This is a genomic window from Flavobacterium chilense, from assembly GCF_001602525.1.
Lineage (GTDB): Bacteria > Bacteroidota > Bacteroidia > Flavobacteriales > Flavobacteriaceae > Flavobacterium > Flavobacterium chilense.
Genome location: NZ_LSYT01000001.1, coordinates 498,945 through 514,438, shown reverse-complemented (window position 1 = coordinate 514,438; position 15,494 = coordinate 498,945). Strand labels below are relative to the sequence as shown.

The 15,494-nt window shown below is 33.1% G+C and carries 14 protein-coding genes; 12 read left to right on the top strand and 2 right to left on the bottom strand.

Annotated elements, in window-relative coordinates:
* The first annotated feature begins 183 nt into the window (after positions 1–183).
* From ilvD to acs, 5 genes are all read left to right on the top strand, one after another.
* Positions 184–1,857, top strand: a complete 1,674-nt coding sequence (gene ilvD, locus A4F88_RS02110; RefSeq protein WP_068840879.1) for a dihydroxy-acid dehydratase — start codon at positions 184–186, stop codon at positions 1,855–1,857.
* 179 nt (positions 1,858–2,036) lie between these two features.
* Positions 2,037–3,734, top strand: coding sequence for a biosynthetic-type acetolactate synthase large subunit (ilvB, locus tag A4F88_RS02105; RefSeq protein WP_068840878.1), 1,698 nt, complete (start codon positions 2,037–2,039; stop codon positions 3,732–3,734).
* Positions 3,735–3,824: 90 nt separating this feature from the next.
* Complete coding sequence (gene ilvN, locus A4F88_RS02100; RefSeq protein ID WP_068840877.1) at positions 3,825–4,346, top strand: acetolactate synthase small subunit; 522 nt, start codon at positions 3,825–3,827, stop codon at positions 4,344–4,346.
* Positions 4,347–4,431: 85 nt separating this feature from the next.
* A complete protein-coding gene (gene ilvC / locus A4F88_RS02095; protein WP_068840876.1) occupies positions 4,432–5,901 on the top strand; it encodes a ketol-acid reductoisomerase in 1,470 nt (489 codons plus the stop codon).
* A gap of 470 nt (positions 5,902–6,371) precedes the next feature.
* Complete coding sequence (acs, locus tag A4F88_RS02090) at positions 6,372–8,312, top strand: acetate--CoA ligase (RefSeq protein ID WP_262494447.1); 1,941 nt, start codon at positions 6,372–6,374, stop codon at positions 8,310–8,312.
* A gap of 108 nt (positions 8,313–8,420) precedes the next feature.
* Here the strand turns inward: acs and A4F88_RS02085 are convergent, their stop codons facing one another.
* On the bottom strand, positions 8,421–9,017 hold the full coding sequence (locus tag A4F88_RS02085; RefSeq protein ID WP_068840874.1) for a 3'-5' exonuclease: 597 nt from the start codon (positions 9,015–9,017) through the stop codon (positions 8,421–8,423).
* 1 nt (position 9,018) lies between these two features.
* Positions 9,019–10,935, bottom strand: a complete 1,917-nt coding sequence (locus A4F88_RS02080) for a DUF294 nucleotidyltransferase-like domain-containing protein (RefSeq protein WP_068840873.1) — start codon at positions 10,933–10,935, stop codon at positions 9,019–9,021.
* Between the two features lie 327 nt (positions 10,936–11,262).
* Here A4F88_RS02080 and A4F88_RS02075 point away from each other — a divergent pair, with 327 nt between their 5' ends.
* The 7 genes from A4F88_RS02075 (at position 11,263) to A4F88_RS02055 (ending at position 15,410) form a co-directional block, all read left to right on the top strand.
* The gene (locus tag A4F88_RS02075; RefSeq protein ID WP_143154988.1) at positions 11,263–12,450 is read left to right on the top strand and encodes a hypothetical protein; all 1,188 of its coding nucleotides are present in this window, start codon (positions 11,263–11,265) and stop codon (positions 12,448–12,450) included.
* A gap of 13 nt (positions 12,451–12,463) precedes the next feature.
* Entirely contained in the window at positions 12,464–12,787 is a 324-nt protein-coding gene (locus A4F88_RS02070; RefSeq protein ID WP_068840871.1) for a hypothetical protein, read from the top strand.
* A 239-nt stretch (positions 12,788–13,026) separates the two neighbouring features.
* The gene (locus A4F88_RS25315) at positions 13,027–13,227 is read left to right on the top strand and encodes a hypothetical protein (RefSeq protein WP_143154989.1); all 201 of its coding nucleotides are present in this window, start codon (positions 13,027–13,029) and stop codon (positions 13,225–13,227) included.
* A gap of 47 nt (positions 13,228–13,274) precedes the next feature.
* On the top strand, positions 13,275–13,445 hold the full coding sequence (locus A4F88_RS25310; RefSeq protein ID WP_156062648.1) for a hypothetical protein: 171 nt from the start codon (positions 13,275–13,277) through the stop codon (positions 13,443–13,445).
* Between the two features lie 116 nt (positions 13,446–13,561).
* Positions 13,562–14,287 carry a hypothetical protein gene (locus A4F88_RS02065; RefSeq protein ID WP_068840870.1) on the top strand — a complete coding sequence of 242 codons (726 nt, stop codon included), beginning with the start codon at positions 13,562–13,564 and terminating at the stop codon, positions 14,285–14,287.
* A 2-nt stretch (positions 14,288–14,289) separates the two neighbouring features.
* Positions 14,290–14,790, top strand: a complete 501-nt coding sequence (locus A4F88_RS02060) for a hypothetical protein (protein WP_068840869.1) — start codon at positions 14,290–14,292, stop codon at positions 14,788–14,790.
* A 119-nt stretch (positions 14,791–14,909) separates the two neighbouring features.
* Positions 14,910–15,410 carry a hypothetical protein gene (locus tag A4F88_RS02055; RefSeq protein ID WP_068840868.1) on the top strand — a complete coding sequence of 167 codons (501 nt, stop codon included), beginning with the start codon at positions 14,910–14,912 and terminating at the stop codon, positions 15,408–15,410.
* The last annotated feature ends 84 nt before the right edge of the window (positions 15,411–15,494 follow it).

Sequence of the window (15,494 nt, the reverse complement as noted above, 5' to 3'; positions counted from 1 at the left end):
CTTTTGTCACACTAAAAAAATAAATGATGCAAATCTCAATTATTATTACTTCTGTCGTTGTTGTCAATGTGATTCACACATCTGCATCGGGAATGGTATAAATATAATTGAAAAACTATATTACAAACCTTCCAAGTACTGGAAGGTTTTTTTTTGAATAAAATTTAAATAAAATAATACATAATGGAATTAAATAAGTACAGCAAAACCATCACTCAAGATCAAACACAACCTGCGGCGCAAGCTATGTTGTACGGGATTGGTTTAACTGAAGAAGATTTAAAAAAAGCACAAGTAGGTATTGTTAGTATGGGTTACGATGGTAACACGTGTAACATGCACTTAAATGATTTAGCAAAAGATGTTAAAAAAGGTGTTTGGGATGCAGATCTGGTCGGACTTATTTTTAATACCATTGGTGTAAGTGACGGAATTTCAAACGGAACCGAAGGAATGCGTTATTCGTTAGTTTCCCGTGACGTAATTGCTGATTCTATTGAGACAGTTGCAGGAGCACAATGGTACGATGGTATTATTGCTATTCCTGGTTGTGATAAAAATATGCCCGGAGCTTTAATTGCTATGGGAAGGTTAAATCGCCCATCTATTATGGTTTACGGAGGTTCGATTCATTCTGGAAAATGGAAAGGCGAATCTTTGAATATTGTTTCGGCTTTTGAGGCTTTAGGAAAAAAAGTAAAAAACGAAATTACGGCAGAAGATTTTAAAGGTGTTATCCAAAATGCATGTCCCGGAGCTGGTGCTTGTGGTGGTATGTATACCGCAAATACAATGTCTTCAGCAATCGAAGCATTAGGAATGAGTTTGCCATACAGCTCTTCAAATCCTGCACTTAGTCAGGAAAAAAGAGACGAATGTCTTGCTGCCGGAGCTGCTATTAAGATTTTATTAGAAAAAGATATTAAGCCAAAAGACATTATGACTCGTAAGGCTTTCGAAAATGCTATTACCATTGTAGCTGTTTTGGGAGGTTCGACTAATGCAGTTATGCACTTAATCGCTATGGCTCACTCTGTTGGTATCACAATCACTTTAGATGATTTTCAGGCAATAAATGACAGAACTCCTGTTCTTGCTGATATGAAACCAAGTGGTAAATATATGATGGAAGATATTCATGAAGTTGGAGGTATTCCATCAGTAATGAAATATTTATTAAAAGTTGGACTTATTCATGGAGATTGTTTAACCGTTACAGGAAAAACAGTAGCTGAAAACTTAGCTTCGACTCCGGATTTACAAGACGGACAAGAAGTAATCCATGAAATTCAAAAAGCATTAAAACCAACAGGAAATATTCAGGTTTTATACGGAAATCTTGCTTCTGAAGGAGCTGTTGCAAAAATCAGCGGAAAAGAAGGAGAATATTTTGAAGGTCCTGCTGTAGTATTTGAAGGTGAATTTGAAGTAATTCCGGGTCTTCAGGCCGGAAAAATAAAGCCAGGTAATATAGTCGTCATCAGGTATTGTGGACCAAAAGGTGGTCCGGGGATGCCTGAAATGCTAAAACCAACATCGGCAATTATTGGAGCCGGATTAGGAAGCAGTTGTGCACTTATTACAGACGGCAGATTCTCTGGAGGTTCACATGGCTTTGTCGTAGGACACATTACACCAGAAGCATATGATGGTGGTGGTATTGCTTTAGTAAAAGATGGAGATATAATTGCCATCGATGCTGTAAAAAATACAATCGACCTGAAGATATCTGACGAAGAATTTGCAGCTCGTAAAGCGGCTTGGGTTCAGCCTCCGCTTAAAGTTACAAAAGGAGTTTTGCTTAAATACGCAAGATCGGTTTCAAGTGCCTCAACAGGTTGTGTTACCGATAATTAGTATTCAATTACAATTTTAAAAAACAATTTCAATAACAATGTCAATATCAAAAATCAATTGCAAGAAAAGGTGAAAAAAAACAAAAGATCAATTTAAAATTTATAATTGAAATTATTTTTGCATTGCCATTGAATTTTGATATTGAAATTGATTTTTGCGATTGAAAAAAAATATACCAAATGGGAACAATTAGGATATCAGGCGCCGAAGCCGTTATTAGATGTTTATTAGAAGAAGGAGTAGACTTAATTTATGGTTATCCGGGAGGAGCAATCATGCCGGTTTACGACGAATTATATAAATTCCAGGATCAGTTACACCATGTTTTAGTACGTCACGAACAAGGTGCAACACATGCTGCTCAGGGTTATGCGAGAGCGACAGGAAAAGTGGGGGTAGCAATTGCTACTTCCGGACCGGGAGCAACAAATTTAGTTACCGGAATTGCTGATGCTCAAATCGATTCAACTCCGATGGTTTGTATTACGGGACAAGTTGGAAGACATTTATTAGGATCTGATGCATTTCAGGAAACAGATATTATCGGAATTTCAACTCCGGTTACAAAATGGAATTTTCAGGTAACTGAGGCTGCTCAAATTCCTGAAATTATCGCAAAAGCATTTTATATTGCTCGTTCCGGACGTCCGGGACCTGTATTAATTGATATTACTAAAAATGCTCAGTTTGATGAGTTTGATTTTAGTTATGAAAAATGCACAGGAATCAGAAGTTATATTCCGGTTCCAAAATTAAAATTAGATAAAGTTGCCGAAGCTGCAGCGTTAATCAATAGCGCTAAAAAACCATTTATTGTTTTCGGACAGGGCATTATTTTAGGTCAGGCTGAAGCCGAATTTAAAGCGGTTCTTGAAAAATCAGGAATTCCGGCTGCATGGACTATTTTGGGACTTTCGGCGCTGCCAACAGATCATCCTTTAAATGTAGGTATGTTAGGAATGCATGGAAACTATGCTCCAAATTTACTAACAAATGAATGTGATGTTTTAATTGCCTTCGGAATGCGTTTTGATGACCGTGTTACAGGTAAATTAGCTACTTACGCAAAACAGGCTAAAGTAATTCACTTCGAAATCGATCCTGCAGAGGTTGATAAAAACGTTAAAACAGAAGTTGCTGTTTTAGGGGATGTAAAAGAATCTTTAGCTGCTTTATTACCATTATTGGATGCAAAATCTCATGATTTATGGCATAATGAATTTAAAGCATTAAGAGAAGTTGAATATAATTCTGTAATTAAAGAAGAATTAAATCCAACGAATGGTAAAGGAATTTCAATGGGAGAAACTATTGAAATGATCAACAAACACTCAAAAGGTGATGCAATTATCGTTTCAGATGTTGGTCAGCATCAAATGTTTGCGTGTCGTTATGCTAAATTTAATTCAACCAAAAGTAATATTACTTCCGGCGGATTAGGCACAATGGGATTTGCGCTTCCGGCTGCAATTGGGGCCAAAATGGGAAGACCAGATCGTGAAGTTGTGGCTATTATTGGTGATGGAGGTTTTCAGATGACCATTCAGGAATTAGGAACAATTTTCCAGACTCAGGTTCCGGTAAAAATTGTAATTCTAAACAATGAATTTTTAGGAATGGTACGTCAATGGCAGGAATTGTTTTTTGACAACAGATATGCATCAACAAAAATGATTAATCCAAATTTTACTGCAATTGCCGAAGGGTATCATATTAAATCTAAGAAAGTTACACAACGTGAAGATTTAGATGCTGCAGTTGCCGAAATGCTTGCTTCAAAAGATTCTTACTTCCTGGAGGTCATGGTCGAAAAAGAAAACAATGTTTTCCCGATGATTCCAACAGGAGCATGTGTGTCAGAAATTAGATTAAGCTAAGAAAAAAGTTTCAGGTTTCAGGTTTCAGGTTTCACGTTCTCAGCAGAACTTGAAACTTGAAACCTGAAACAAAATAAACTAAAAAACAAAATGGAAGATAAAACATTTACCATATCGGTATACTCAGAAAATAACGTGGGTTTATTAAATAGAATATCCGGAATATTCTTAAAGCGTCACATTAATATATTAAGCCTAAATGTTTCAGAATCAGAAATAGAGAATGTTTCAAGATTTATTATTGTAGTAAATACAACAGAAAAATGGGTTCAGAATATTGTAGGACAAATCGAAAAACAAATCGAAGTTATCAAAGCATTTTATCATACAGATGAAGAAACCATTTATCTAGAAAATGCTTTATTTAAAATCGCTTCAAGTTTGTTATTTGATGAAAAACAAATTCAGAATATCATCAAAGACAGTCAGTCTACGATCGTAACAGTTTCTCGTGATTTCTTCGTGATTTCAAAATCAGGAAGGCGTTCTGAAATTGAAGAGTTGTATGAAAAATTCAAACCATACGGTATCATGCAGTTTGTACGTTCAGGAAGAATATCAGTTTCTAAACAAAAAATGGAAATTTCAACATTATTAGAAACATTCAAATAATTATTAAATAAGCGGTTAAGAGATCGCAATTCTTATACATTAAATCAATTTTTAAATTTCATTTCATTAAATATTTTAAAACAAAATGGCAAATTATTTCAACACATTACCACTTAGATTACAATTAGAACAATTAGGAGTTTGCGAATTTATGGAGCAATCAGAATTTGCAGACGGTATTTCGGCATTAGCAGGGAAAAAAGTTGTCATCGTAGGTTGTGGTGCGCAAGGTTTAAATCAGGGTTTAAACATGAGAGATTCTGGTTTAGATATTTCTTACGCATTACGTGCAGATGCAATTGCAGAAAAAAGAGCTTCTTATAAAAATGCAACTGAAAATGGTTTTACTGTAGGTACTTATGAAGAATTAATTCCAACTGCTGATTTGGTTTGTAACTTAACGCCGGATAAACAACATACTGCTGTAGTTACTGCCATTATGCCATTAATGAAAGAAGGATCAACATTATCTTATTCTCACGGTTTTAATATTGTTGAAGAAGGAATGCAAATTCGTAAAGACATTACAGTAATTATGTGTGCTCCTAAATGTCCAGGATCTGAAGTTCGTGAAGAATATAAAAGAGGATTTGGTGTACCAACACTTATTGCAGTTCACCCTGAGAATGATCCAAACGGTTTTGGTTTAGATCAGGCAAAAGCGTATGCTGTTGCAACAGGAGGACATAAAGCAGGAGTTTTGAAATCGTCATTTGTAGCTGAAGTAAAATCAGATTTAATGGGTGAGCAAACTATTCTTTGTGGATTATTGCAAACAGGTTCTATTTTATGTTTTGATAAAATGGTTGAGAAAGGAATCGAGCCTGGATATGCTTCAAAATTAATTCAATACGGATGGGAAACTATCACAGAAGCTTTAAAACATGGTGGAATCACAAATATGATGGATCGTTTGAATAATCCTTCTAAAATTGAAGCTTATGAATTGGCAGAAGAATTAAAAGATATTATGCGTCCGTTATTCCAAAAACACCAGGACGATATTATCTCTGGAGAATTCTCAAGAACAATGATGATTGACTGGGCTAATGATGATGCAAATTTATTGACATGGAGAGCAGCTACAGGAGAAACAAATTTCGAGAAAACACCTCCTACAGATGCACCAATCTCTGAGCAGGAATATTTTGATAATGGGGTTTTAATGATTGCTATGGTAAAAGCTGGTGTAGAATTAGCTTTTGAAACCATGACTGAAGCCGGAATTATCGAAGAGTCAGCTTATTATGAGTCATTACATGAATTGCCATTAATTGCAAATACAATTGCAAGAAAGAAATTGTTCGAAATGAACCGTGTAATCTCTGATACAGCAGAATATGGTTGTTATTTATTCGATCATGCTTGTAAGCCATTGTTAACAGAATTCATGAAAACTGTTGAAACAAATATCATTGGAAAACCATTCTCAACTTCAAACGGAGTAGATAATGCTGTTTTAATTGCAGTAAACAAAGAAATTCGTCAACACCCTATCGAAGAAGTAGGAGCGTGGTTGAGAGAATCTATGACCGCAATGAAAAAAATTGGATAATAAATTGGGAATTACCACACACTCTATTGTGGAATTTGCACTGTATCTCTGTTTTTATGTAATATTTTGAATTAGTAAGCACTTATTAAGAAAAAGGATATAGATGCATATTGCATTCACTTAACTTCGGTGAGCCAGCAAGTTAAGTGAAGCTAATCCCTGATGCAGGGGTATGTTTAGCAATAAATGTACAAAGTAAAATTTCTGTTTTAATTAATAAAGATGCTGCTATTTTCAAAATAGGCGATCAAATCTATAACACAGATCAAAAAATTAATTGTTATTGAAATTGTTAAAATTAAAAAGGCGTAATATTCATTTATTGCGCCTTTTTTGCGTTATGCAATTTTTATCTAAAAACTAAAATTTTGTATTATGTGTATAAAAAGTCAATATTTTTTTTAATATGTGTTTTTATTAGTTAAAATTTATGAATTAAATAATTTTAAGAATACGTTGATATTTAATACATTTATAAAAAAAATCAACAAACTATGAGTTATTATAAAATTGAAAATTTAGAACAATATTTTAAACATTACAATAAGTCAATAAGGGAACCAAGGAAGTTTTGGGGGAAAATCGCAGAGGAAAATTTTACCTGGTACCAACAATGGGAAAAAGTTGTAGATTTCAATATGGCTGATGCCGAAGTAAAATGGTTTACTGACGCAAAAGTTAACATTACCAAAAATTGCATCGACAGACACTTAAGTAAAAGAGGCGAAAAAACGGCTATTATATTCGAACCGAATGATCCTTCAGAAAGTGCTTTACATATAACGTATAACGAATTATACGAAAGAGTTTCAAAAATGGCGAATGTTTTGCGTGAGCAAGGTGTTCGTAAAGGTGACAGAGTTTGTATTTACCTGCCTATGATTCCGGAATTGGCAGTTGCTGTTTTGGCTTGTGCCAGAATAGGCGCGATTCACTCTGTTATTTTTGCAGGATTTTCGGCTTCGGCAGTATCTGCAAGAATTAATGACTGTGAGTGTAAAATGGTAATTACTTCTGACGGAGGTTATAGAGGGAATAAAACAATTGATTTAAAAGGAATTGTTGATGAAGCATTAGATACTTGTCCTTCAGTTACTAAAGTTTTAGTTGTAAAAAGAACTAAAACAGAAATCAAAATGAAAGAAGGTCGTGACGAATGGTTGCAACCTTTATTAGATGTAGCTTTAGATAATAGTGTTGCTGAAATTATGGATGCCGAAGATCCGTTGTTTATTTTATATACTTCAGGATCAACTGGTAAACCTAAAGGAATGGTGCATACTACAGCCGGATACATGGTTTATACAGCATATACTTTTAAAAATGTTTTCAGTTACGAAGAAAATGATATTTTCTGGTGTACTGCTGATATTGGCTGGATTACAGGTCACTCTTATATCTTATATGGACCATTATTAAATGGTGGAACGACCGTGATTTTTGAAGGAGTTCCTTCTTATCCTGATTTTAGCCGTTTTTGGGATATTATCGAAAAACATAAAATCACACAATTCTATACTGCTCCAACAGCAATTCGTTCGCTGGCAAAAGAGAGTTTAGATTATATTCAAAAATATCCACTTAAATCATTAAAAGTTATTGGATCTGTTGGAGAACCAATCAATGAGGAAGCCTGGCACTGGTTTAATGACCACGTTGGAGATAAAAGATGTCCGGTGGTTGATACATGGTGGCAAACAGAAACTGGCGGAATCATGATTTCTCCAATTGCTTTTGTAACACCAACAAAACCAACTTATGCTACTTTGCCATTACCGGGAATTCAGCCAGTATTAATGGATGAAAAACGTAATGAAATTGAAGGCAATCAGGTTGTGGGTAGTTTATGTATTAAATTTCCGTGGCCAGGAATCGCGAGAACTATTTGGGGAGATCACCAACGTTATAAAGATACCTATTTCTCTTCATTCCCTGGAAAATATTTTACAGGAGATGGAGCTTTAAGAGACGAAGTTGGATATTACAGAATCACCGGTAGAGTAGATGATGTTGTAATTGTTTCAGGGCATAATTTAGGAACGGCACCAATCGAAGATGCAATTAACGAACATCCTGCAGTTGCAGAATCTGCTATTGTTGGATTCCCACATGATATTAAAGGAAATGCTTTATACGGTTATGTTATTTTAAAAGAAACCGGAGAGGTTAGAAACAAAGAAAATTTATCTAAAGAGATCAATCAATATATTTCTGATCATATTGGACCAATTGCAAAGCTGGATAAAATTCAGTTTGTATCCGGATTACCAAAAACACGTTCAGGAAAAATTATGCGTAGAATTTTACGTAAAATAGCCGAAGGAGATTATTCTAATTTTGGAGATACTTCAACGTTATTGAATCCTGAAATTGTAGATGAAATTAAGGAAGGAAGAATTAGAATTGCTTAATTCTTTCAGAGTATAAAAACAAAAATGCCTCTTAATTTTAAGAGGCATTTTTTATTCTGGTTTATTGAAATTCTCGCAAACTTAAAACTTGGCAAGAATTCTTTATATTTATTTTATTCCCAATCTTGATTTTAATTTCAAAAACAAAAGTGCAATTTTATAAGCATCTTCTGAAGATGAGTTTCTATCGCTTTTCGGGATTTTAAATATTTCGGTTAAATCGTCCAATGAAAATTGTTTCTCGTTGATGTCCATTAATTTACGATACATCATGTCAACATCTAAAGCCTCATTTTTTAATCTTCCGCAATCAAGCCGCTCTAAGGCTGCATTTAGCATTTCGACATCAAAATTAATATGATGTCCTACTAAAACAGAATTTCCAATAAAATTAATAAAAGCTTCTAATGCATCAGGTTCCGGCATTTTAAGCATTTTACTGTCAATGATAAATTCATTTGAAAGTCCGTTATCCTGCAAAAATTTATATTGAAGCAGAACCGTTTCGAAACTGTCTTTAATTATAATACCGTCATCAATCACTGAAAATGCACCAAGAGATAAAATAACATCTTTATTCGGGTTTAAGCCCGAAGTTTCAGTAGATAAAACTACATATCTGTTAGGTTTAGTCTCGAATTTAGCCAGGTATTCTTTCCAGAAATCCGGATATTCTTTGTTGATATTTTTAATCCAATCTAGCATATTACGAGAATTGTGTCAGTTGAAATTTGCTTTTAATTAATTCTTCAAGATCCTTCATAGGCGTCAAAGCATTTTTTAACTTCTCTTTGTCTGTTTTAGACATTTCTCTTAAATTTATATATTGTCCGGAATCGTCATTTTTTAATCCCTCAATAGTTCTAAATTTCGATAGTGTTAAAAAAGCATCTGCGCAACTTAAATATATCTCAGCGTTTTTAGAATCTGTGATCGCTAATTGTTTGAACCTTAAATAAGTATTTTTAATTCCTTTTATATTGGCATTCAAAATTAATAAACGCGCGCTGTCAATTAATGGCATCAAGGCACGGGTTTTAATATCAAATTTACCTTTTTGAGGTCCTTCTTCTTCTACAATGAATTTCTTGAAGAAACTTAAAGGAGAATTTCTTTTTAAAGCGTCGTTTCCTAAAAAGTCAAAGAACAAAGTATTGTTTACAGCATTTTTAAAAATAACATTTTCGATCACTTCTTCTATTTTTGGTTCCCCAAAAACGATTTCATAATCAAAGAAAATACTGCTCAGATCATTACTGTTTTCACCTGGAGTATTCATCCAGCTGTTGTATTGTTTTGTCCAGTCAGTCAGTGATTTGCACCATAACATATTACTTCCCATATGCCCGTTTGGACAATATTCATATCCTACTTTTTCAAGTATAGAAGTAGTTCTTTTTGCCAGTCTTAAAAAGTAATCTTTTACTTCTCTGTATTTCTCAGGAGCAACATCTTCAAAAATTAGGATACTATCCTGATCTGTTAATAAAAGCTGTTCTTTACGTCCTTGACTACCAATGCTTAACCATGCAAATCGGGCAGGAGGTGACCCCAGATCTAAAATAGACAATTCGACAGCACGTTTAATGATGGCAAGATTAATTTCGCTTGCAATATTACTGATATGAGAAATTGGTATATTTTTCTGAATAGAATTTTGAATCAAATCAGCTAAACGATCACGTATTTGTTTTAAATCTTTTGGCAATTGTGAACGTTTAATCTCTTTGATTAAAACACCTGGATTACTGGCTTGAGCTACAATCAAATCGTGCTCAGAAATAATTCCTTTAACGGCAGATTTACTAGTGCCATCTTTAGTAACACATAAATGTGTAACATTGTGCTTAAGCATTAATAATTGCGCTTCTGCAAGAGATACGTTTTCAATTACAGTAACTACGGGCGAAGACATGATTTTATCAATGGTTTCAGTGATAGGGTAACGTCCGGTTGCAATTTTTGAAGATAAATCAGCATTGGTAACAATACCAATCGGGTTGTTTTTTTCGCAAATTACAATATTGTCAACCATAGATTCTGTCATTAAAATAGCAACATCTTTAACAATATGATTGGGCTCTGTAGTTAACGGTGAATTGTTATACACCAGAGATTGAATATATTGCATTTCTGATTGTTGGTCTACATAAAATGCAGTATCAGAAATTAATTTTCCATTAGAATTTACATTGTCTTTTGTATGTCGTGAATTAATGGCAAAATTTTCCAGCAAAAAGTTCAAAACATCTGAATTATTGGCTACAAAAGGTCTGAATACAGCAATTGGAATGGCGTAAATTATACTTTCTTCGCGTGCTTTCGCTGTCATCATGTAATTATTCTTGGCAAAAAACGGGCGTAAACCAAAAATATCGCCTTCGTGGCATTTATTTATAATTGTTTCTTCGGCATCGGCGATTGTTGTTAAATTAATCACACCAGAAGCTACGACATAAAAGCTATCATGAAGTACGTCGTTATTTTGAAATAATACAGCGTGTTTCTCTAAATTGATTACACGGATATTTGTAGCAATGTCAGATAATTCCTGAAAAGTTAAATTATCAAATGGTGGGTATTCTTTTAAAAAATCTGCAATATGCTCAGCAATTGTATTCATATGTGTGATATTTTTTTAAAGTATCGAATGTAAAAATAAGAAAATTAAGTCTTACAATGAAAGCATCTTTATGAGAATCTAATTATTTTAAAGAAATGTTAAGAATTAATGATTTAAAGGCTTTAAAATGATTTATTGATGCTTTAAATCTAAATTACAAACTATTTTTTAATGTTTGATTTGATAGATTATAAAGTTTTGCATTTATAAATATTTGATTTAGAATTTGTTTGCAGGAAATACACCAGGATTATCATAAATTATCTGTAAACGGGAATTGTATAGCAGGGAGGTTTTTAATATTTTCTATTTTACATAATATAAATTATGGTTCAAAAGCGTGACCATATATTTGATAATCAATTTGTTAACTCTAATTTTATTAGCATGTTTAACACTGGTTTAATAGATTCGTTAAAGATTCGTGTAAAACTTGACAAAGTTAAGATATTGGATAAGAGACTAATAACGGATTTTATCGCTTATTATCCTGATATTTCACACTTAGATAATGACGGAAACGAGCAAGAAAAACTTGGCGATAACTACCGTAAAGCTGAACCGTTTACTAAAATAATTGACGGAATTACTTACAGATTTTATATAAAAGCTTTTATAGATTCTAAGAAAATTGCACATGAGTATGTTGTTTTTCAGATTTCGGCAAAAATGTTAAAAGAAAAATATTTTGAAGGAATAACCGCATATAATTATAGAAATATTGTAGATGACATCAATAGTTTTGGTGTTTTGTCTATCAGTCGTAAAGATTTTTTAGAGGGTCTTGTTTCTGATATTGACATCTGTATAAATCAACTTATAGACTTAAAAAGTTTAAAAACTGCATTTAGTTTGATTTTACAGCACCCAAATGCAGGAAAAAAACCTTTGTTACATCATATTTCACAATCTAATAGTTTAAAAAATACTAACAATTTAGGTTTGGACTTTAATAAGCGTGAAAAAGCAACAAATACAACACCTTACTGTAAAATTTATCATAAAGGATTCGAATTATTATCAAAGTCAAACGTCTTTTACAAAGCTTTTTTAGAGCCAATGAAAACAAGCGTAATTGATAATCTTGTTCGTTATGAATTTACAATAAAGGCTCATAAGCATAAAGAATATTTATGTAAACAAGGTTTTAAAGCTGATTTTAAAACGTTTGCTGATTTGTTAAAGGCTCACCCAAAAGAGTTGGCAAGAATCGCTAAAAGTGGCATTTCTCATTATTTAGAGAAAAAAGTAAAATCTAAGGTAAATGCTGAGCTAAATCCCTCAGATATAGCAATGCAATTCTGGATAGAAAACCTTGTAAAATCGGGTTTTGATAAAGAACAATTGTTAGGATTTACATATTTAATAGATTGCCCCGTTGGACGTTCAAGAATGAAAAGTAAAGCAAAAAAACTTATTGACGATTTAACCAACCGTGATAAAAATTTAACTATTCAAATTCAAAATAACGAACGCAGTAATAAATTCTTAGCCAATATTGGCGTAAATCTTTAAAAAATTATAATTTATGAATACATCCATTCTCTCCAGTGAAATAGATTTCCACATTAAAATCGATGAAATTATTATTTATCAGCTAGAAAAAAAAGATCGTAACAGATTCAATAATCATGCTTGGCGTTGTGGCTTGAAATTAAATTCTTTCACAATGAATAAATCCTGTGTTTTCGTCCTAATTCCTAAGAAATCGCTTTTTAAAGGTTCTGTTATTTTAGATCAGCAAAATGTTGAGAATTTTATTCTTTTTGAAGCTTCTATAAAAAAAACAACTATTAATTATTATAGAAAAGTTTATTGCGAAGTTGATTTTATGAAAAGAGGTTTTCTTTAAATGTATTCATCCCAGAACCATAATTCTACACAAACCATAAGTAACATTATGACAAATAAAAAACTATCTAAATTCTTACAAAAATGTTTATAAATCCTTTCGATGCAATTTTAATAATTATTGAACTTTTTATGATGCTCGGAAAATCCCAAAATCCCGACTAATGATAGTCGGGATTCACTTAACAAATATGTTAATTCTCTAAATTCAAAAATATGACTGAAAATTGCCAAAATTGTATGTTTTTCGATAACTCCAGATTCTTACATAAACCCCAAACTAAGGACGCTGGTATTTGCACAAAGTTTACAGAAGTAATGTTTAAAAATGATACTTGTAAATTTCATTTACCAACTCAGGAATTTGAAGAAAAAGAAATTTTTATTTCTGGCGTAGACAAACAAACACTTAAACCAAAACAATACGATTTATTTCAATAACAAAGGAGGGTTGCACCCCTCCTCTATTCACTCCCAAATCTCATAACATGGAACAATTACAAGTAATTAAGGCTAAAGAATTAGCCTTAAAAATGGGTGTTCACCTTAACACCGCAAAAGTTTATATTAAAGATATAAAACAGGAATACGATATTAAAGTCGTTTTAAAGTGTCATGTTTTAACTTATTTCAAAGTTAATGCCAAAATAGCACAATAAAACACAATTGCGCCTAAAAAAGAATAAACCTCGATTTACGGGGTTTTTTTATGCTCAAATTTGTTTTTATAAAAATTAATAATTGTCGGATAAAAACCGACCTAATTCAATTTAACATGGAAATTTATAAAGGTACAGGCAAAACAACTACAGGAACAATTTTGCTTACTAAGGGTATTTCTGCATTTGTTATAGGTATTTCTAGAGCTTTCGAAGATTTAACAACTGAAACAATTAGAGTAGAAATTGAGAGAGCAAACGGCTCAAACTTCGAAATCACTAAAGGAACAATGTCTTTAGCTGATTTTATTTTGGCAACTACTTACGGTGAGGATGCTGTAACGTCTAGTACTTCAAGAGGTCTTGAAACTATTGCAGTTTGTGAAATTAGTGCGCACGGTGCTGTTCACTTATTTGAAAAAGATGTAATTAAAGTTACGCTTGCAGGATTAAAAAGTGATCAAACTTATGTTTTAAACGGTATCGAAGAACCTGAAACGGGAACTGATATTTATTCATTTGAACGTAAAAGTATGGCTCCTGATGATACTAACAAAGATTTTACGGTAGCTGGTTTTGATATTCTTGTTTTGGATAAATCAAGTGATATTGAGGAAATCAATTACACTTTTGAAAACGGTAGAACAGTTAAGTATACAATGTTTGAGTTGGAAGCTTTAAGTTCTTCTATTGATCCAGTTGCTTACGTTCAATCTACTGGTAATGTTGCTTCAACTTTTGGCAAAAAAATCCAATTACCTCTTATTGCTGTAAACAACGTCAATATTAGAAAAGTTCAAGGTAAAGAAGTTGTAAGTTTAATTCTTAGAAATAAGTTGTAACTATGGGTTTTTTCAAAAGTATTGGCAAAGCCATAAAGAAAAATGTTTCGTTTAAAAATCTCGTAAAAGTTGCTACTCCTGTATTGGGTATGGTCCCTTTTGCGGGTGGAGCGTTGCAAAGTATTTCGGAAAGTGCGCAGGCTTCGCACGAAGCAAAAAAACAGGCTGAGAACGCACAAAACGAGTATGATAGACAAGTTTTAGAACAGCAGGCACAAGCCTTACAGCAACAAGCGTATCAAACTACGGGTAAGATGGTTGGTGCAATTGCAGGTGCAGGCGGTCAAATTTTTACTCAGGCTGTTACAGAGGGTGCATATGCGGGAATTTCTACAGGTGCAAAAAATGGTTTAGGAATTGCAGGCGCAGAAATCGCAGATAGTACCATTGTTGCATGGTTTAAGAAGCATTGGAAACACATTTTAATTGGTTTGAGTGTTGTAGGTGTAATCTATTTGATTAACAAGCATAATAAACCAAAAAAACGTGTCTCAAGAAGATAAGTTTAAAAGCAAGTATTACCGTGTGTACGGTTTGATTTTCCTGATAGATACGGTAATACTTCTACTAAAAAAGTTAGGCGATTTAATCGCAATTATCAAACAGCTAATACATTAAATATATGTCACAGCAATATTACAAAGGAACAGACGGAAATTTTTATCCTGTTAAAAATCAAGGTTTCCAAGCACCATTTAAGCAGTCGTATAACCAACCACAGCAACAACAACAGCCAATTTTTAAGAAAAGTGGTGCTGTTTACAGTAAAATTCGAAACGGAAATTTTGAAGGCGATACAATCGTTAATGCTTGGCGCAAAACACGATTTGGTCTTATGAAAGCAACTGTAGCGCCTTATTCTGGTCAAGGTGGAAAAGGTCTTGAAATTGTTAACTCACAAGGTAAGTCAGGAAATCAAGATAAGGAGTATCAAAAAATGATTTGTACAATTACAAATGATTCTGCGGGAACAAACACAACTTATCACGTTCTTATGAATTTGAAAACTCAGGTTATTGTTATCAAGGATCTTGGTTTGTGTATTACTCCCAATGGTAGCGGAGTTACAAAAAGCGGTAAGCGTGTTACTGGTTATTTTGGGAAAAATTACAAATCTAAGTAATGCTAAAAGGACTTTTAAAATTATTACCTCTGATTATCCATGAGATCGCAGAGGTAATTATCGAGAAAATTAAAGAGCGCAGAG